The 20437-nt window shown below is 37.2% G+C and carries 16 protein-coding genes and 1 pseudogene; 6 read left to right on the plus strand and 11 right to left on the minus strand.

Annotated features, from left to right (window positions below; translation table 11 throughout):
• The first annotated feature begins 189 nt into the window (after nt 1-189).
• From HRT55_RS19425 to msbA, 4 genes are read left to right on the plus strand one after another with little or no spacing between them, the layout of a single operon-like run.
• Nucleotides 190-2025, plus strand: a complete 1836-nt coding sequence (locus HRT55_RS19425) for an AMP-binding protein (RefSeq protein ID WP_291623938.1) — start codon at nt 190-192, stop codon at nt 2023-2025.
• Complete coding sequence (locus HRT55_RS19430) at nt 2025-2255, plus strand: hypothetical protein (RefSeq protein WP_291611308.1); 231 nt, start codon at nt 2025-2027, stop codon at nt 2253-2255. Before HRT55_RS19425 ends, HRT55_RS19430 begins: the two co-directional genes overlap by 1 nt.
• On the plus strand, nt 2245-3192 hold the full coding sequence (locus HRT55_RS19435; RefSeq protein ID WP_291623940.1) for a lysophospholipid acyltransferase family protein: 948 nt from the start codon (nt 2245-2247) through the stop codon (nt 3190-3192). The genes HRT55_RS19430 and HRT55_RS19435 overlap by 11 nt, the downstream gene beginning before the upstream one ends.
• Nucleotides 3189-5009: a lipid A export permease/ATP-binding protein MsbA gene (gene msbA, locus HRT55_RS19440; RefSeq protein WP_291623942.1), complete on the plus strand. Its 1821-nt coding sequence runs from the start codon at nt 3189-3191 to the stop codon at nt 5007-5009. Before HRT55_RS19435 ends, msbA begins: the two co-directional genes overlap by 4 nt.
• Nucleotides 5010-5540: 531 nt before the next feature.
• Here msbA and HRT55_RS19445 read toward each other — a convergent pair.
• The 11 genes and pseudogenes from HRT55_RS19445 to HRT55_RS19495 form a co-directional block, all read right to left on the minus strand.
• Entirely contained in the window at nt 5541-6566 is a 1026-nt protein-coding gene (locus tag HRT55_RS19445) for a hypothetical protein (protein WP_291623944.1), read from the minus strand.
• Between the two features lie 115 nt (nt 6567-6681).
• Nucleotides 6682-7587, minus strand: a complete 906-nt coding sequence (locus HRT55_RS19450) for a GyrI-like domain-containing protein (protein WP_287205408.1) — start codon at nt 7585-7587, stop codon at nt 6682-6684.
• A gap of 510 nt (nt 7588-8097) precedes the next feature.
• Complete coding sequence (locus HRT55_RS19455; protein WP_287205410.1) at nt 8098-9108, minus strand: hypothetical protein; 1011 nt, start codon at nt 9106-9108, stop codon at nt 8098-8100.
• Nucleotides 9109-9216: 108 nt separating this feature from the next.
• Nucleotides 9217-9915, minus strand: coding sequence for a hypothetical protein (locus HRT55_RS19460; protein ID WP_287205413.1), 699 nt, complete (start codon nt 9913-9915; stop codon nt 9217-9219).
• 12 nt (nt 9916-9927) lie between these two features.
• A complete protein-coding gene (locus tag HRT55_RS19465) occupies nt 9928-10536 on the minus strand; it encodes a hypothetical protein (RefSeq protein ID WP_287205415.1) in 609 nt (202 codons plus the stop codon).
• Between the two features lie 123 nt (nt 10537-10659).
• On the minus strand, nt 10660-11538 hold the full coding sequence (locus tag HRT55_RS19470) for a hypothetical protein (protein WP_287205418.1): 879 nt from the start codon (nt 11536-11538) through the stop codon (nt 10660-10662).
• A gap of 879 nt (nt 11539-12417) precedes the next feature.
• Nucleotides 12418-12576 (minus strand): hypothetical protein, encoded by a 159-nt coding sequence (locus tag HRT55_RS19475; protein ID WP_287205419.1) that lies wholly within the window; start codon nt 12574-12576, stop codon nt 12418-12420.
• A gap of 70 nt (nt 12577-12646) precedes the next feature.
• Nucleotides 12647-13216: a hypothetical protein gene (locus HRT55_RS19480; protein WP_287205420.1), complete on the minus strand. Its 570-nt coding sequence runs from the start codon at nt 13214-13216 to the stop codon at nt 12647-12649.
• A gap of 363 nt (nt 13217-13579) precedes the next feature.
• Nucleotides 13580-14377: pseudogene (locus HRT55_RS19485) on the minus strand (galactose mutarotase); the annotation flags it as partial.
• A gap of 361 nt (nt 14378-14738) precedes the next feature.
• Nucleotides 14739-16019: an FAD-binding oxidoreductase gene (locus HRT55_RS19490; protein WP_291623949.1), complete on the minus strand. Its 1281-nt coding sequence runs from the start codon at nt 16017-16019 to the stop codon at nt 14739-14741.
• 272 nt (nt 16020-16291) lie between these two features.
• A complete protein-coding gene (locus HRT55_RS19495) occupies nt 16292-17011 on the minus strand; it encodes a FadR/GntR family transcriptional regulator (RefSeq protein ID WP_291623951.1) in 720 nt (239 codons plus the stop codon).
• A gap of 290 nt (nt 17012-17301) precedes the next feature.
• Here HRT55_RS19495 and HRT55_RS19500 point away from each other — a divergent pair, with 290 nt between their 5' ends.
• Nucleotides 17302-17895: a sugar-binding domain-containing protein gene (locus tag HRT55_RS19500; RefSeq protein ID WP_291623954.1), complete on the plus strand. Its 594-nt coding sequence runs from the start codon at nt 17302-17304 to the stop codon at nt 17893-17895.
• Between the two features lie 134 nt (nt 17896-18029).
• A complete protein-coding gene (locus HRT55_RS19505; RefSeq protein ID WP_291623955.1) occupies nt 18030-20384 on the plus strand; it encodes an aminotransferase class III-fold pyridoxal phosphate-dependent enzyme in 2355 nt (784 codons plus the stop codon).
• Nucleotides 20385-20437: the final 53 nt, after the last annotated feature.

Below are 20437 nucleotides of genomic sequence, written 5' to 3' on the forward strand. Positions count from 1 at the left end.
AAGGCGTTAAAGAATACGAGGAAAATTAGTTATATATCTAAGTATTCAGCCACTTTTATTTCGCGCCAGATTACACTTTTTAACAAAATCACACACTGTTTCGACATTTTGTTAACAAAACAGTCACCGAAGAAAATACGCTTATTGGTTACATTAGCTTTCATCAAATCTGCTGCCAAACGACAACTAATGAATTTATATCAAGCAAGCTTTGCAACATCCGCAAAGCAGTTCCCCAATAATATCGCACTTTATGTTGAATCAAGCGCAACAATAAAGAACAAGGTAAAAAGCAAAACTTTTACTTACCAAGCTTTATTTGAACTCAGTCAACAATGGGCAAAAAGCATTAGTTATTTTAATAATGGACATTGCCCAGTGGCTATTTATGGTGGCCGACAATGGCATATGTACGCCGGCATACTAGCCATTCTTGCGAGTGATAACGCCTATGTTCCGCTAAATATCAAACAACCGGCTAAGCGAAATAACAAGGTATTATCTGAAATTAATAGCCAAGTACTTTTGGTTGCTGATAACGAAGACCCAACCGAGATATTGCAACAGATTGAACAGCCATTAGTTGTGCTTTATTTAGGAACAGATACACCTAGTTGGCTAACTAATAACAAACATTATCAGTGTTTTAATATTGGCGATGCTAACTTAATCACAGCCAACTCAATGACACCTTCTTCAGCAATAGGTACTTCTATGCCTACTGCCATCAACACCACTGATATAAGCCCGATTACCTCTGCAGCAACTGAATCAACTGAATCAACGAATGGGAAAAATACGCTATTAACTCAGAGCTCTGATGCTTATATCTTATTTACTTCTGGCAGTACCGGAACACCAAAAGGCATTGCCGTTAGTCATCAAAATATTATCAATCATCTTCATCGCCTCGATAAGTTATTAAAGTTAACAGCAAAAGATAAAGTCAGTCAGTTTTTTGAATTAACCTTTGATTTATCCGTGCATGATATGTTCAGTTGTTGGCACAAAGGTGCTGCACTCTATATTATTCCAGCAGAGCAGCTTATCTGTCCTATGGCATTTATTCAAAAACACCAATTAACTGTTTTTTCTGCCGTTGCTTCAGCTTTATCTTTTATGGATAAAATGCGCTTACTAAAACCACAGCAGTTACCTAGCCTAAGACTAAGCTGCTTTGGTGGTGAAAAACTGCTAACCAACCAGGCGCTAAAGTGGCAGGCATGTGCCCATAAAAGCCGAGTAATTAATCTTTATGGACCAACAGAGTGCACAATTACCGCCACTTACTTTGAATTAACGGATAAGAAAACAATCACCTCAGCGTCGGTACCCATAGGTCAAGCGCTGCCTGGATTAACGGCGATATTGGTAACTGACAACAAAAAGATCACTACCAGCAATACCTTAGCCGAGTTGTACCTAGCTGGAGATCAACTTGTTAGTGGCTATTACCAAAACAAAGAGAAAACAGTACAAGCTTTTATCACTCTATCAAGCCCGTTAACTCAGACACCAACACGTTTCTACCGTACCGGCGACATAGTCTATTATGACGAGCAAAAAAACATTGTTTTTCATGGCCGTAACGATCACCAATTTAAAGTATCAGGTCACCGTGTCGAAGCCGCCGAGATTGAGGCTGCCATAGTTAGTTTTTCCAACGATATTTCTTGGTGTGTTGTTTCTGCACAAACTGAACAGAGCGGTAATACCAAGATCATAGCTTTCATTGAATACAAGCAACACTCATCCTCTTGTTCAGCTTCTACTTCAGGTTCAGGTTCAGGTTCAAACTTAGGCTTAGGCAATCACCAAGACACTATTAGCGCACTAAGAAAACATTGTTTACAGCATTTACCCGCTTATATGGTGCCTGATGAGTTTAATCTCCAGCAACATTTACCCCGTAATATCAGTGGCAAAGTGGATATCAAAGCACTACTGAGTGGTACCCATAGTGATAGTAATAATTACAACAATAGTGACAGCATTAAAAGCAGCAAGAATAAGGAGACAATATAATGTCAATACAACAAAGTATCATTCAGTTCATTGAAGAAAAGACCCATAGCCCGTTAATAGATCTAACTGACAACTTACTTGGCACAATAAAATCATTCGATTTCATGATGCTTATGCTGGAACTCGAACAGAAATTCAAGCTGAAATTGCCCTTTGAGCAGGCACTTAGCACTAATTTAAGACAAATAGATGAGTTTATCTGCTGGGTTGAGTTGCACCATGAAAGTTAACAACGCCAGCAAGTCTCCATCCACAGATATAACAAACTCAAAACGAAGCTTAATAAAGCAGAAAACAATTAGTCTTGGCATAAGATTATTAGTGAGTACTTTATTGAAGTTAACTAGAAACAGAAGAAAAAAATTGGTCCAAAATATTGGTAAAACAATATTACGTTTTGCCAATAAAACCAGAAAACGAGCGATAAACAATATTATTAACGCCATGCCTGAACTCAGTATCAAAGAAGCTACTGACTTGGCCTTTGACGCTTATGGGAATTGTGCCTATGGCGTTGCCGAATCATTTTGGTTATCACAAGTTGAACCAGATATTTTTTGTGATGAAGAAACCTTACAAATTTTACAATCAGGCACAGGTGCTTGCATTGCTACCATGCATATAGGCTGCTACGAAGCAGTTCCGCTTGCGGTGGCTAAATTTGCTAAACAATCCGTTACCTTAACTAACATCCCTGATTTTTTAGCGGATACAATGGACTTTTATTCTGAGGTAAATATTACCGCCATCAACAAAAAGTCTGAAAATGCTTTTAGCGAGTTAGTAACAAGGGCAGGAAATAATGCGTATATTTCTTTGCATTGCGATCTTTATGCCAACCAAACTGAAGTAACCTTTTTTGGACAAAAAACTAAAGCCCCCTCAGGCGTCGTTTTACTCGCAAAGTTGACTAAAAAACCATTATTACTTGCCTATGCGGTCTATCAAGACGATGGCCAAGTACAAGTTTTTTTTGAAACGTTAACAAGTGATAAATTGGCCGAACAAAATACTGAGCAAAAAGCCGAGCAAGAAACAACGCAAGAAAGTGAGCAAACTGTTGAGCAAGTGATGGCACAAATTTACCAACGCTTCGAGCAGATAATTAGACAATACCCAAGTCAATGGTATTGGTCATATAACCGATGGAAAAACTACTCATCATGATAAGCAATATAAATAGTTTAGAGCAATCATCAAATAAGTCTGCAAGCAACACTGTAAATACTATTTCAAGTAAGGCTTCAAATAAGGCAGAAAAAAAAAGCGCTATATTATATCGCCGATTACTGTCTTATTATCTAGTACATAAAAAGCTTATTTTCATTGCCTTGCTGGCCTTGTGTTTATTTAGCTTGGTTGATGCTGGCATGATTTATTTCATCAAACCTCTAATTGATCAAGGCTTAGGAAAAGCCGATAGTAATACCTTACAACTAGGCGCTTTATTAGTCATAGGCATTTTTTTGTTACGTGGTTTGGCAAGTTTTAGCTCTAACTATGCAATTGCCTATGTCAGCAGCAAGGTGACTTATCAAATAAGGCAACAAGCTTTTAATAAATTATTATATTTACCCAGAGCATTTTTTGATAACAATAGCCGTGGCAGTCTTATTGCCAAATTAATCTATGATAGTGAGCAACTAGCTCAAGCGTTTTCCAGTGCTGTAGTTATTGTCATCCGAGAGTCTGTCATTATCTTAGTATTATTAACTATGATGTTTTACAACAGTTGGCAATTATCGCTAACTTTCCTTGTTATAGCCCCGATAATCGCGTTGATTATTAAGAAGGTATCCAAGCGTTTTAAAATAATTAGCCGCAGATTACAGAGCAGTATGGGAGAAGTCAGTAAAGCAACAGAGCAAGCAATTGTAAACCAACAAGAAATAATACTATTAAATACTAGCGGTCAAATAAGCAGTCAATTTGAGAAAACAAATAATCATAACCGCCAACAAAACATGAAGTTACAAGCGACAACTGCAGTAAGTAACCCGGTAATTCAACTTATTGCCTCGTTTGCTATTGCTGCGGTACTACTACTTGCCAGTAATGAGCAAGTACTTAATCAATTATCCCCTGGCACGTTTACCCTCGTTTTAATTGCCATGGCTTCATTGCTCAAACCATTAAAGCAATTAAGTAATATTAATCAACACTTGCAAAAAGGTTTAACTGCAGCAAGCAGCTTATTCAATTTTCTAGATGAAAAAGAAGAAAATGATACTGGCAGCACGCCATTATTAGCACCATGTTCAAACATCACTTTCAAGAATGTATCTTTCACCTATAAAGGTAAAAATCAACCGGCATTAAAACAGTTTTCAGTAAATATAAAAGGCGGTACCCGTGTTGCCTTTGTTGGTGAATCTGGCAGCGGTAAAAGCACCCTAGCCCGCTTATTATTACGTCTATATCAATCTCCCCAGCAAAGCATTTTCATCAATGGTATTGCCATTGAAAAATATAGCTTAGCTTCACTTAGAGCACAGTTTGCTTTTGTATCACAAGATATTGTTTTAATAGACGACACCCTAGCAAACAATATCCGTTTTGGCTGTAATCGCCAGGTATCAAACGAAGAAGTTGAGCAAGCCGCAAGAGATGCAAATGTGACAGAATTTGCTGAAGAGCTTGCCTTAGGGATGAATACACCCATAGGAGAAAATGGTCGCAATTTATCGGGCGGGCAACGACAGCGTATTGCCATAGCTCGTGCGTTTTTACGTGATGCTAGCATTATCATCTTAGATGAAGCGACTTCTGCCTTAGACAACCATAGTGAACAACATATACAACAAGCTTTTACTCGTCTTAGTAAAGGCAAAACCTTACTGATTATTGCTCATAAGTTATCAAGCATCAAAAGTGCCGATGAAATTGTTGTGCTCAACAAAGGGGAATTAGTGGAACAAGGCACTCATATAGAGCTACTCGCTAAAGCAGGCTATTACCAAGCCTTGCACCAGAAAAATGATTGAGTTAGGTATTACTGTACAAGCTAAATAAAGATGGAAACTGACAATTTTATGTATTAAACGAAAATTATCTTTCTTTAGATCAACTGATCGCTAAAAGAAGATATTGATAGGTGAATTTTAATTCCTACTTTTTCTTGCAAGAGCTAACTTCAAGCTAATGTCTGCTATCTGCAAAGATGGCTGACATTAGCTTATATGCTCTAAGGCGCTAACGCCCCCCTTTCCGAGATAGTTCTAACAGTCACTATTACCACAAAGAAGACATTAGCAGTTTTATGGAAATTAGGTTTCAAATTAGATTTTGTATCGATAACGCTCACTTAAGCGGACAAAAATTATTGGCTATACTTGTTGAGGTACGAAACAAAGCCAACTGTTTTTGTTCCGACTTAAAGTGCTTGTATGCATTAATTCAAAAATTATTATTAGTTCTGTTTTTACTTCAAATAATCAGAAACATTCAGAAGATTGTTGCTCTGCTAAACAAAAAAGGCGAGTTTTTAACATCACCTTTTTCGAACTTTATGGTTTTTAGCTAAAACCATTTCTATAAATAAAGCCAAATACATGCTCGAGTATTTGTTTCTGTATTGCCTTGCGATCTACACCTTCTCTATCCTTACACAAAGATACGCCTTTGACTTCCCGTTCAGAGTCGCATTCGTCGATGTACACAAAGTGACCAGCGTTTTGTTCAATACCTACTAAATTTGCACCTTGAATATGGTTTGCATAATATTTGGAATGTACGGTGTACGGCAGGAAGTCATTTTCTAAAGAACCCAGAATTAGAGCTGGAACCTTAATACTTTCTAGGCTCTGTTCGCTAACCGCATGACCTAAGGCCGGATCTAAAGCGATAACAGCTACAACTCGCTCGTCTCGCATTTGTTCTTGTAGCAAACCAATTTTCTTTAACATTGCCTCACTCATTGGCTTACGTTTACTTTGCTGGCCATAGCCACAGCCTTTATCATCTTTTGCCTTTTCTGACACGCAATAGGCTTCCGACTTACCCGCTTCTAAATTAGCTCCCGCCATTGCTAAGGACGTAAATCCGCCTGAAGAATGACCAAGCATTATTATCTTGTCCGTTTTAAGCGAGGTATTAAACAGCCCCTCGTCAGATAAGCTATCGATCGCAAAGCTTACATCTTGTGGGCGCTGCCAGAAGCGCATAGCCGAACTGGGGTCGATATTCTCAGCTCCATAAACCCAGGACTCACCAAAATGAGCTACCCCAGCAACAACCCAGCCTTGCGAGGCTAATGCATAGCCCAGCCAGTTCATTTCACGAGGAGAGCCAAAGGCTCCATGAGAGATAATAGCAACTCGATGACTACTTTGCTTCGGTGATAAGCAAATCGTCGCTTCACAAGGTTCTGCACCACCTTGATACCAAAACTTGATTTTAGTTGGTCGATTCACTTGCTGATTAATAAAGTCGACTTCTGTTGTCTTCAGTTTCATTGCACCGCTAGAGAAAGCTTGAGCACTGACAAAAAGAGTAAGTAACGTAAGACAAGTACAGCAAAGTTTAGTTATTATGTGGTTCATAGTTCTCTCTATTTATTTTCATTGAACATTCTATGCTGCAAATATACATGCATTATTATGATTGAGCTGTGCAGAAAGTGCGTTTCGTGAGAAAGGTGTCACTTCAGGCAGAATTTTAAGCTTTCTCTTCTGCGGCAATGTCTTCTATTGCGAAACCTTCAACTGCAAAATATAACTCCGTTTTAAGTGCTTCAGGCTCAGTTTTCATGGGGTTATTCAGATATAGCTGCACAATTTGTTGGTCTTTAAGCTTGATGTTATTAGGTAGGACCCATTGCGCATAAACCTGAGAAATAGTTTGCCACATGCAATTGTGCGGACCTGTATGCGTGAAACAGGCCCATCGGCCGGCCCGCCATTTAAAAGCTACCAGTTTTTCATGGTGAGCGGACAGACCTTCAACAAAGCCAGCAAAAAAACGGCTTTCAGTTTGCTCTCCGGTCCACGGGTTATCAACAGAAACGCCAATAGGCTGTAACGCCCCATAACTTAGCGGCTCGGCCATAGCGGCTAGACGGCCGTATAACTCTCCAGCCACCGCGGAAAATGATTGCTCATTAAAACCTTTGCCATAGAAACCGTACACGTTTTGCTCAGGTAACGTTTTCCAAACAGGTTCCAATTTTTGGTCTTTTAGTATTTTTCTAGGTTTTAGGCTGCCAGCACGATCATTGATCGGCAAATTACCTTGAACTACGTCGCTTGGTGTAACAGAGAAGTTCTTTTTAAACGCCCTAGAAAAAGATGAAGGGGAATCATAGCCGACGCTAAGAGCGACATCGATAATATTGTGATTTCCCTGTTTAATTAAGTGCAGTGCCTTTTCCAGTTTTTGCCGCTGGATGAACTCACCCAACTGGTAACCCGTCGCTGCAAAAAATATGCGGTTAAAATGGTACTTGGAAAAGCCTGTATAATTTGCCAGGTCGTCCAAGCTGATAGTCCAGTCGCTATGGTCATAAATATACTGCCCGACCTGGCTAATGATTTTTGCGTTATTATTGTATAAAGTATCTACCATGGGTTTTTATCTAACTTCCACAATGTATATTTCCACCTGCCATATTACTTACCTGTATGCATAACAATTAAGCATTTATTATGTAGACGTCTCAGTAATCCCCATCTACTCGATTGCATTATAATCTATCGTAAAACTCTTTAATTTCAAACTCTTAATTTTTGTTTTTGCTGTTATTTTAACCATTATTGAATATTACTGAGAAATATCAGTAATATTATAAAAAAACATTAGAAAATATATGGCAAAAAACTAAATACTAATGTCAGCTAAGCGCACCAAGAAGCCCTTAAAAAAAGGGCTAATTAATTTGGAATTCACTAATTTTTTTAAAATGAGATGTTAAGGGCGGTTAGTACCACATTGCTGACATTAGCAATTACAGATAATTAGACAGGTTGGATTAGATTTTGTATCGATAACGCCTCATTAAGAGGCAAATAATTGTTGGCTAAAATAAGCGACGCAGGAGCAAAAGCCAACGGTTATTTGTCCTGCTGTAATGACTTGTTAGTTGCCCTGTACACAATTTACCAATTTGATCTGCAACAGCTCTTTAACTGCCATTAGATATCGTTCATAGCGTTCTGAAGTAATATCCTTCATTTTCCCCATATGCATGTACTTATTCCTCCTGTCAAATAGGGAGGATAGCTCGTTTTTCAATGGATTAAATTTAACTTTATCCTCTGGTCCTAAGGCGTTTTTGAAAAAACGGTTTAAGTATTGATTTATATTTGCTTCCTCAATAAATTGAACAAAATCGTCCATTAAATTTTGTGGGATAAGTTCAAATACTGAATACCTTAAATAATTTTCACTACATAAAGCTAGTTCTACTGTGGCTCGATGTATATTGCCAGATCGTATGGACACATGAGCATCATGTAGAAACTTAATATACATTGGAAGTTCTGCCTGGTTTTGAACTCGATTAAGAGTCAAACACCAGTTTTCATCAGTTACGAGAGCAGTTCTTTGAACCGTAATACGGTTTGTGCTCGAATACACTCGATTGTTAGTATGAGGGTCGATTAGATATGTTCCCCAACCAGACAGGTTAGATGATGGTGAACCGACTCCAAGCAATGGGGCATTTGAAGACCACTGCAATATTTCCAACCAATAAGTAAATGCTCGATTAGCAATCAATTCATATCTATCAGAAACTTTATCTAGAAGTTCGCGTTTCTCTTTGTCATAAATACTGGAGTCTACGTTACTGGTATTTGACGCTTCTTCTGGAATATTTTGAAGTTCTTTCACTTCAATATTTAGATCAACTTTATGGACTTCGTACTCTAAAGGTATTTTAATTCCTTCATCTTCTCTCCAACAACCTAAATATGCGACCTGATCAAAACCTTCATCACGATTAGCTGAATCTTCTGGTGGTATGTTTATGGTGATGTTAAATGATTCAAATTCAAACTCATGCTTTGTTCCCATTACCTTGGGAACAACAGTAAAATTTGCAGTTGTATACCTATTCCATGTATTGACTTTAATTTCGCGCAACATAACTCCGATGTATAATTTGGGCAACTAACGCCTTGCTAAGCGGATAAAAATGGTTGGCTATAATCGCGAAGCGATGGCCAACTGTTTTTATTCCGTTTAAGCAACTTGTTAGGTGCTTTTTCGTTTAATTAAAATATAGGATAATAATAATGAAATTAATCCAACAAATAAAAGCTCTATGAGTAATACACGCCAATTATCAATCGAACGTATTAATGATTCCTCCCAAGAGTTCCCTTGTTTTTTGATTGATTCCCAATCATTAAGGAGTTGCTCAATTTCATACTTGCCTTCATCTATTTTTACTTTGTTTTTTTGTAATTGTAGAATTTTTTGATTTGCATTTTCTAAACTTGATTCAAGTTTATCTACTTCAGTTTTTAACTCTTCGATACGGTTAGAAATGGCTATTTCACCCTCAGACTGAATAAGAATAATTGCTTTTTCTGACTCTAACTTAATTAATTTTAACCCATTACTTATTATTGGAAGTGATTTGGCTTTTAGACTTTCTACTTCTATATTCTCAGCAATACTTATATTTCGGAGTGATGTTTGCTTAGCTTTATTAATACTACTCTTTGCATCATCTGAAACTAATTTTATGTGTGAAATAGATCTATCTAACGCTTCTTTTCCTTGTTTATCTATATCTATTGCTAATGATTGGAATTTAATTGTGCCAAACGCAAAAAATATTATTGATAAAAAGAATAATGCTCCTGCGATCCAAATTATTGGATGCCGTAGTAAACGATAATCAAGTGCATATTTTATTTGCTCGTGTATATACTTTGTTGTTTCCATACGTACTCTCGGTTAGTATTCTTCCTGCATGATTGCTAATTCTCTATCAATTACAGCCGAGAACGAATCGTCCATCACTTTTATTAAAAATTCAGACAGAAGATTACAAATGCTAACTACTGTTTCTGGCAATACTTCATTTGCGTTTGGTGTTAATTGGCCATGAGAAAATATATGACGTATCGCAGAAGCTAGGTACTGTGGGTTGCAAGGGTCTGAGTTAAAGTATTTATCTAGTTCTGTTTTATGTTTCTTATTCACGCGTTCGTAAATAAACTGGTAAAACTTGTTATCGCTGTCTAATTCTTTAATCTTGGTTGCCAAACCGTTGGAATCGTATTTTGACAATAAAGTAGCTGTGTTATTTGGCTTTAACCCCATAAGTGGTAAGAAAATCTCATAGACAGACCAACATAAAAACACTCTACAGAGAGCACTGTAACCATTTTCTGTAGGTTCTTTGTAACCATCTAACTCAAGGCTTTTAAAAGACGAAGCTAACCTGAATCTAGATCCAAATCGATTTATATCACCCTCACCACCAACAAAATCAAATCGACTGTATGCATGAGCTTTTACAAAGCCATCATAGTTGCCCCACTGCCTAGGATAATGTTCCACTAATGTACCTCCAAATGTTCACTAGAATACTAACGCCGTTTTAAGCGGCAAATTGCAGTTGGCTAAAATAAGTGAGGCACGAACAAAAAGCCAACTGTAATTTGTCCGACTTGAAAACCCTTGTTAGGTGCTTTCACCTGCCAATATCTCGTGATTAAGCTGACTATTGCGATCTGCTATTTCTTTCAGTTTGTTTATGAGCAGCTCAATTTTTTCTAGATATGATATAAGTATGTTGATTAGTTCGGCCGCCCCTCCCGCGGATAAGTCCAACTCTCGTTCGCCCAAAGCATTTCGCAACTTCTTTACGTAACGAGGAAATTTGTGTATCGGGGATTCTTCCTCTATGACAATCGTTATCATCTCTTGAACGATCTTAAGAAACTCCTTCCATAATGCCTTCTCGGTTTCATCCTTTGCGTCTGTTCCTGCTCCTTTTACCAAATCTTCAAATACTTGGCTGATTGGCTTACTTAGTTTCTCTCCTGAAAACTCTCTAATTAATTGAGTATGCAACTCCTTTGCTCTCAGCGATGTTTCTAACACCCTAGCAATTGATCTTGAAACTCTAATCGAATTCAAGTCGTACGATTGAGAAATATCATCCAGGCTGGCTTCTAAATCATCTTCTGATTTACCAGGCATATTTCCTAAGATCCTGTCGTTGACTGAGTCAAGATAATTGGAAAAATTTTCCATGGTCTTTTCTAGGGTATCAGCGACAACTCCAGTGGCTGAAAGTTCGAACTCCAACATCGATGAGGCTACAGTAATGACAGTCGCGGATACATCAGAGTTAACTGTAAATATCTTTTCTTTTGCCTCCTTCGCATCTCTAACCGTTTTGTCTGAATACTTGCCGTTTGACGATTTGATAATTGGCGACAACAATTCTTCTTTGATTTTCTTTATCTCTTCATCAACACTATCATCAAGAGATAATAGATACCGTTTTTTGAGTTCCTTAATTTCCTGCTCTAATTCCTTCAGTTCAGATTCCATGATTTCCTCGCATGTGTACTCTCGACCTTGATCGGGCACCTAACGCTTATATTAAGCGGCTAAGTACATTTTGCTAAACTGCGCGGAGCGCGAGCAAACTGTACGTGTCCGTTTGAATTTTCTTGTTATTTGATGGTAGCGGAAAACTACCAACGAAAACAAGAGCTTTTACTAATTTGGCAGCCCGACCGTAGAAGCAAAAAGTGCCCAGCGCCACGACTAACCAAACAGTGAATTTTGAGCAAAACACAAAAGCTAATTTAGCTAATGGCTTTACAACAAATAATGTCTAAAACAGTAAAGCCTATTAGCGGCTTTAACCTAACTGATCAGGCGAAAACTGAGGCGTAACTCACTAAACCATTTTAGAAAACACCGCTCTTACACATAAATATTAACGTGATTTCGTGGTGCCAAATAACAGCTTATTAGAAGGGTGAAACCAATGTTTAAACACGGGTTAATCCCTTCTTTCATTTTTGTAAAAAATCACAGTAACCTATAACGAATGTTAAATCAATAAGTTACCAGCCACTACTGAACTGATTGATGTGTAAAATACAGGTTTATGCCTTCTTTCACGAAAACTAACAAAAACACTAAGGACTGTATAAATAAACAAGCCCGTACTGAAATAGTATTAGATTAGTTTTATCTAATAAATAAAACCTTTAACTTATAAGATTATATAAAGCATTCTAATTATCCATATAGTAACAATACATTTGTTTGGGTGCTGCTAAAAACGACCGAGTTATACCTCGTAATACTGACATGACTTTTAACCGATACATTAGAAAATATATGGAAAAAAATCATAGCCTAACGTCCCCAATGCGCACCAAGAAGTCCTTAGCGGTATATTGTTTTGCCCGTTTTCTATTCGTCGACTATCTGAAATCTTCGATCAAAATAGGTTGCAGCCATAACATTAAAAACCCCATTTTTAAGAAAAGTTACATAACCATTTTCCTGTATCTCTACCTCGGATATTTCTACTAAAATATTATCATTATCAATATCTATATATTCATCCATTTTCCGTTTCCTATCTCAGTAATTCGATTTAATTGAGTTGTTAATGTTAACTCTTACCACATTGCATACATTAAAATTTAATTACGGGGTTAATATATGATTTCTTATAAGGGTTACACTTACAATTATCATGAAAAGATTTTAAAACCTGAGTTGTTAGTCGCATTTCCTGATCAAATTTTGACAAACAAAATTTACAATGTTCATTAGTACCAGCATTCTTTAAAACAAAGCTATTCACAAAATTACTCTCTAGTGCTTTGATAAATTGGTCATCCCAAGATTTTTCACAAGAAGCCTTATTGTAAATATCAGCCAAAACCCCTTTTGGGTATTTAAGCTTTAGGCCTTCCTCAGTTAGTACCGCTACTAGTTCTTTCGTTATAGCTTGACGAGGGTTGATACCAATGGATTTTTTCTCTTCAGCTGTTAGTTTGTTGTCTGTTTTTATCAAACTCAATTCATGAGACAGGTGTTTAATTACTATGCTATGACATTCTTTTTTGATAAATGGGCATAAATCAAGTTCCTCTTGAAAGTACTCTGTAACAGATTTTTTCTCAATCGCAGGGGCACTTGATGATGAGGCATCAATCTCGTTCTCTTTTCTTGAAAACAGCGACTTCAATATCTTAAGCATGATTCCTCGCTTACATAAAAAATGGGGTCAGATACACATTAATATCACTATTGGGTCATAAATACGTTTTACAACACATTAGAATATATATGGCAAATAATTTGAGGCAAGCGTCCGCAATGCGCACCAAGAAGTCCTTAACAAAAGAGCTACTTCATTTGGAATTTACTAATTTATTAAAGTGAGTTGTTAAGGGCAGTAGCTACCACAAAGCGGTCTTAATAATTAGAACAACAAACTCCATTTTTATGTCAGCTATCTTCAAGGGTAGCTGACATTAGAATAATTTGTCTATCTCGCTTTCACCCCCCAAAGTGCCATAGGAATATTTTTATGTAAAAATTATTATTGTCAAATAGCTATTTATTGAGCTACGTTAGACCGATAATTATTAAACTCATCTATGGAGGAAAATCCAAAGATGACCTTTCGTTGATATAGATGATTTGGCTTCAAAACATTGCTAGGGAAATGTTTATTGTTTTCTGCATCGGTATAATTTTGCGCCTCCAAGCGTAAGCCTTGATATGACTTAAAATGACCACTTAAATAAAAGCCACTATATAGTTGTATTGCTAGCTGATCCGTATAAACAGATAAGCTAACTTGGTTCTTTATTGACTTAAGGATCACTTTTGGTTGTTCAAACAGCGCGTTATGTAAAATAAAACAGTGATCAAAACCGTTTTTTTGTTTAAGAGACTTATCTTTTGTATATTGTTGTCGATTACCAATTGAGTCAGGTTTTAGAAAATTATAATCTGTCTTTGAAACGGCAACTACCTTACCTGTTGGAATATTATTATCATCTATCTCAAGAAATGCCGATGACATCATCTGTAGCTGTAATGATTGGCAGTCATTTTCGCCTAGATTAAAGTAAGAGTGATTGGTCAAATTGATGGCCGTGGTCAAGTCAGTATTAGCAAGATATTGAATGCTTAATTTATTATCCGCACTTAACTGGTAACAGACAGATAAACTTAATTCACCTGGAAAACCTTGATCGCCATAGGGAGAAATAAGGGATAATGTGACGGAAGTGTTAGTAAGGTTTGCTTTGTCTATTTTCCATAAACGAATAGAAAAACTGTCATATCCACCATGTAAAAAATTATCACCGTCGTTTAAGGGCAATTGATATTGCTTATCGTCGAGTTGAAATTTACCACCCTAAATACGATTACATACCCTGCCACAGGTTGCCCCTAAATAAAATTCATCATTTAGATATTCTTTTGCAGACTCATAGCCCAGTATCATTTGGGTTGGTTTGGAGTTTATCGGAAATTTAATCGATTAAATTCTGGCACCAAAATTAATAATTTCAACTGACATGCCATAGTCATTAATCTTGTTTCCAACGTTGTTTTAGTTATCAAGCTAAGTACCTTATCTGATTGTCTGATTGCTAGTACCAGTTATCTTCTATCATTTTATTTAGGCGTATACTTTTATAATCGGCAATTTCAGTAACCAATACCTTCATTTAGCCTAATTATATAAAAATGAAAATTGTATGCTAAAAAAAACTAGTGGATCCATGAATTGCCGTTGCACCAAACTCATAAAATGCGCCTTTTAACTTTGTAAATTTTTCCGTATATGACCTCATCGGTGTTATGGGTAAATATGACAAATCACCAGAAAGAATATACTCCGCAACGGCACTACCAAAAACGGTTCCTGGAGCAATCCCCCTACCACTGTAGCCAAAAATACTGATTGCATTAGGCCCAAACTCTACGATGTGGGGTAAATGGTCATTTGAATAGGCGATACGACCATGCCATGCATGTTCAAACTCAATATCACCTAAATAAGGGTATAGCTTTTTCAGTCTATGTTGGGCCCAGTTATAATGAATATACCCTGAAGGTAAATCAAGAGAGCCAACAGCGCCTAGAATTAGCCTTCCCGCTTGGTCTCGGCGAATAGAAGACATTATCATTGCAGTGTCCCAGCAACCTTGCTGCTCAGGGATGATTTTTTTTAATAATGCTTCATCAAGCGGTTTAGTTGCCGTTTGAAAGTAATGTACAGGTGTATAAATAGGGGCTGCACTAACATGTAAATGTTGATGGTAAGCATTAGTAGCCAATATAACCGCTTCAGCTTTAATGACGTGCTCAAACGTTTTTATTTCCCAAGTTTCATTATTGCGAGCAATTGCGGTAACAGGAGTCATTTGATGAATAGATGCTCCGGCAGATACTGCTGCACAGGCTAAGCCTCGAAGATAAGAAAGCGGCTGAATAGTGCCAGCCCCCCTAAAATGAAGAGCACCTTTATAGAATGGCGTACCTAGTTTGTTTTCGGTTTCAGCTTTAGACAACAGGTCAACATTCAGCCCTCTAAGTCGGTATTGCCGTAGTCTTTCTTTTAAATTTTCAAGCCCCCTATTTGAATGAGCACAATGAAGGGTACCCGTTTGGGTTAATTCACAATCAATATCGTACTTATCAATATTGGAAAAAACAAATTCAGGGCCACGAGCAAGCATTTGGTTAAGCTTTATTCCTGCTACTTGCCCAAGCAACTTTTCGACTTTATCTGGCTCCATCCAAAGCCCAGAATTAACTAAGCCTACGTTTCTTCCTGAACCGCCATCACCAATATGTCCAGCCTCTAAAAGTAAAACATTACTGCCTTTTTCTGCAAGCCGCAACGCACATGAGACGCCGGTATATCCGCCCCCAATAACAACAACATCGACTGACTTATCTTTATTTAAACGGTTTGTTTTCAATAATTTTTTTGACGTTGCATGCCAGAGGTTACTGCCAATAATTCCAAGAGGCATTCCTTTACTCCATTGATATTAAGATGGTTTATGATCAAGTCCTATAAAAATAAAAGAATAACAACACCCGTGGCTGCAATATTAAATGATCTTTCATTTCAAAATCGGACATTACTAATGAGCACTAATCGACAATAATAGTTTCAGATATTAGTATAATACTATTTATAATACAATGGTGTATTGGCAAAATTATTACATCATAGAAATGCAAAAAACCACTCACCAGTTAAGAAGCTGAATGGCTTTTAAATTGACTTAACAAGCTGATACTAGAGTGCCTTATTTTCCAGCACAGAGATTTGTTCATTTACAATAGCTAAAGTTGCTCTTTGTGTGATCATCGCGGCATCAAAGGCAGCTTGAGGTTTTTTATTTTTTATAAGTTCAAAAATATCAACATGGGCTTGATATTCAGCAACCGTTACTGGGATCATTCTGTTAGTAAAACGTATATTGACTTTAAGGGCTGTGGTAATAAAGTTTTTTAATTGAATGAAAAATGGATTGTTACTAGCCGATAACACACTTTGATGAAACTCTATATCCGCTTCATGGGTATCATCTTGACCATTAGTAGCATCCTTCATTCTTGCTAAAGCATTTTCAATAGCAGTTAATTCATCTTCTTGAGCATATTGCGCTGCTAAATATGCAGCTTCAGGCTCTATACCCAAACGAAGCTGTAAAAAATGCCTTAAGAGATATAAATCTGGCTTACCTAATAGGATCCAGTTAAGTACATCAACATCAAATAAGTTCCAGTGCTTTGAATCAACAACTTTAATACCTTGTCTCGGTCTAGAGCTGATTAAACCTTTAGCAGTTAACATCTTAACTGCTTCTCGAGTTGCCGTTCTACTTATATCGAACTGGGTACACAGATCCGCTTCAGAAGGTAAACTATCACCGACTTTATAACTTCCTTCCATTATTTTTCTACCCAATTCGTGAACAACTTGTTGGGTTAAATTACGATGTGATGATTCCATGTTATGGATATACTCTTTTTTACATTAAGTTTTAGGCAACTGAGTGCTAAATAATTTAATTATATACAATAATTGTTATTTGTATGATAAATGAGTTCGCTTGAATACTCTAGTTTATTTTACCCCATCAAACATTTATTCAGCGTCCTCCGCTGCATAAATGTTATGAGATTTGGCCTATTTAGTTTTAGAAAAAGTAATATTACGTAACTTTCATCAGAAAGCACTTGCTTCTACCCTTTTTAATTGTATTATAAATACTATTGTATATAATTTAAGATGTTTTCTTTATGATAAAGTCATTACTAGTTGTTAATATAGCATTGGCCTCGTTGTTGTTATTTAGTTCTGATACCCAGAGCCAAACACGTGAGCCTTGGGAAGATAATAAAATATTTTCCATTAACAAAGAAGCACCACATGCATCATTGTTTCCATTTCAATCACGTGATGCTGCGCTTGCTGATAGCAAGGAACAAAGTAATAATTATCTACTTCTTAATGGCTTATGGAAATTTAATTGGCAACGTTCACCAAAAAACAAACCTAATGCCTTTGAAACAGCTAACTTAAATGATAGTAAATGGCAGCAAATCCCTGTTCCTGGAAACTGGGAAGCAGATGGTTTTGGTTACCCTATTTATTTAGATGAACGTTTCCCATTCACTACCACTTGGCCTGATGCGCCAAAAGAATATAATCCTATTGGCTCTTATCGTAAGTCCTTCGCTTTGCCTAAATCATGGAAGAACAAACAAGTTTTCCTTCATGTTGGCGGTGATACTTCTTGGGGACGTTTAGTACATGAACAATATACAATACCCGCTAAAAGTTATCAGTACGGTTTTACTTTAGTCCATTTTCGTTTATCAAGTTCAGTTTAAACAACCGTAAAAGTGCCGGAACTGGCACGTACAGTTAACGTAAAATAATATAAAACACACCTATATAACCTGATATAAAGCTATATAAATAAACCTGAGTGCTAACACTCAGGTTAAATTTTAAAGAGGCAACAATGACTACCGTTAAAACGCCAACGTTTTCTGACAATGAGATAATTAAATTATTAGCTCAGCAGTACCAATTATCAGGGCAGCTAAAAAACTTACCCGGATATTGTGATCAAAACTTATTACTGACAACTAAGAGTAATGAGCAATACATTGTAAAAATTGCTAATTCAGCTGAGCCAAAACTTGAGCTAGCAATGCAAAATGCGGCAATGGCTCATTTAACACAAAAAGAATGTGATGTTCCTCATGCAATAAACAATCACATAGGCGAAAGCATCACAACAATAAGAAATGCACATCAAGCAAGCTTTTGTTTACGAGTATTAACTTTTATACCAGGGCAGTTTTATGCCGATGCCAACCCTCTAACTCACAACAAAGCCCTTTGGTCTGACTTAGGCCAATTTATTGCCAATATTGATATTGCCCTAACAGACTTTAATCACCCCGGTGCTTTTCGCTATTTAGACTGGGATTTAGCGCAAGGTTATCGTGTCTGTATGAGTAAAAAGCATTTACTTAAAGAAGAAAAAGCCAGTATTGTCGAGAAATTTCTAACGCTATATCAAACGCAAACCATGCCGGTTTTATCCCAATTGCCACAAGGCGTTATTCACAACGATGCCAATGACTACAACTTGTTAGTGGACAACATCGAAACTCCCAAAAGAATATCGGGCATTATTGACTTTGGCGATATGGTGCATAGCCATATTATTAATGAGTTAGCGATAACCTGTGCTTATGCTTTGATGGGTGAAAAAAAGGCTCAAGAGGATATCCTTAGTACCTTCAAAACCATCGTAGCTGGTTATCATAAGATTAGACCACTACTTGATATCGAATTAGAAGTACTCTATTCATTAGTTGCTTTGCGTTTATGTACCACGGTTTGTAATTCTGCATTAGCGATTGAACAACAGCCCGATAATGAGTATTTATTAGTCTCAGTAAAACCCGCATGGCAGTTACTTGAACAGCTCGTTACGTTAAATCCTTATGCGGTGTTGTGCCAATTACGTCAAGCGTGTCAACTGCCAGTTGATAGCGGTAATAAAGCTGAAGATATTATTAGTTATCGTAAAAAACATTTAGGTAAAACATTAAGTTTAAGTTACCAAGAGCCCTTGAAAATGGTGCGTGGCCAAGGTGCTTATTTGTTCACCGAACAAGGGACGCCTTATTTAGATATGGTCAACAATGTTTGTCATGTGGGTCATTGTCATCCTAAAGTGGTTGCGGCAGGCCAAGCACAACTTGCTAAGTTAAATACCAATACTCGTTATTTGCATGACAATATTGTTAATTACGCTGACAAATTGCTCGCTACTATGCCAGAAGAATTATCGGTATGTATGCTGGTAAATTCTGGTAGTGAAGCCAACGAACTCGCTTTCCGTTTAGCTAGAAGCTACACCAAAGGCACCGAATTACTAGTGGTTGATGGTGCTTATCACGGTAATACCAATGCTTGTATTGAAGCCAGTCCTTATAAATTTGATGGACCTGGCGGCGAAGGTGCAAAGCCATATGTGCATAAAGTGACCTTACCTGATCCTTACCGTGGTGAATTTCAAGGTAATAGTGCTGAATCTGCTCAAGGTTATGCGAACAGCGTTAAAGACACCCTTGCTCAATTAGCTCAAGCAGGTAAGAAGCCTAGTGCATTTATCTGTGAATCACTGCAAGGTGTTGCTGGGCAAATAATTATGCCTGACGGCTATTTATCTTCAGTATATCAACAAGTTCGTGACGCCGGTGGTGTTTGTATTGCTGATGAAGTACAAGTTGGCTTTGGCCGTGTTGGTACACATATGTGGGCATTTGAAACTCAAGACGTCGTTCCTGATATCGTCACCTTAGGAAAACCTATTGGCAATGGTCACCCAATGGCAGCAGTTATTACCACACAAGCTATTGCTGATGCTTTTGTTAATGGCATGGAATACTTTAATACTTTTGGTGGTAATCCAGTTTCTTGTGCTATAGGTATGGCGGTACTTGATGTTATTGAACAAGAGCAGCTTCAAGTTCATGCCTTAGCAACTGGGAAACATTTCCAAGATAAACTAAAAGAACTAAAACAACGTTTTGAATTAATTGGTGATGTTCGTGGTTTAGGTTTGTTCATTGGCGTTGAATTAGTCGAAAACCGCACAACAAAACAACCTGCCACCGAAAAAACCTCATGGTTAGTGGAGTTCTTCAAGCAACATCACATTTTACTCAGTACAGAAGGCCCATTTTATAACATTCTCAAAATTAAGCCGCCGTTAGCTTTTAATGAAGCTGACACTGATAAGTTTATCAAAGTGCTTGAATTGGGCTTAACTAAGCTAGTAAAAACTAACGTATAAAACATTAAAGAACACTAGTGAGCTAAACCTTTAACGATTAAGACGCTAGTGTT

The organism is Colwellia sp. (assembly GCF_013214175.1).
Taxonomy (GTDB): domain Bacteria; phylum Pseudomonadota; class Gammaproteobacteria; order Enterobacterales; family Alteromonadaceae; genus Colwellia.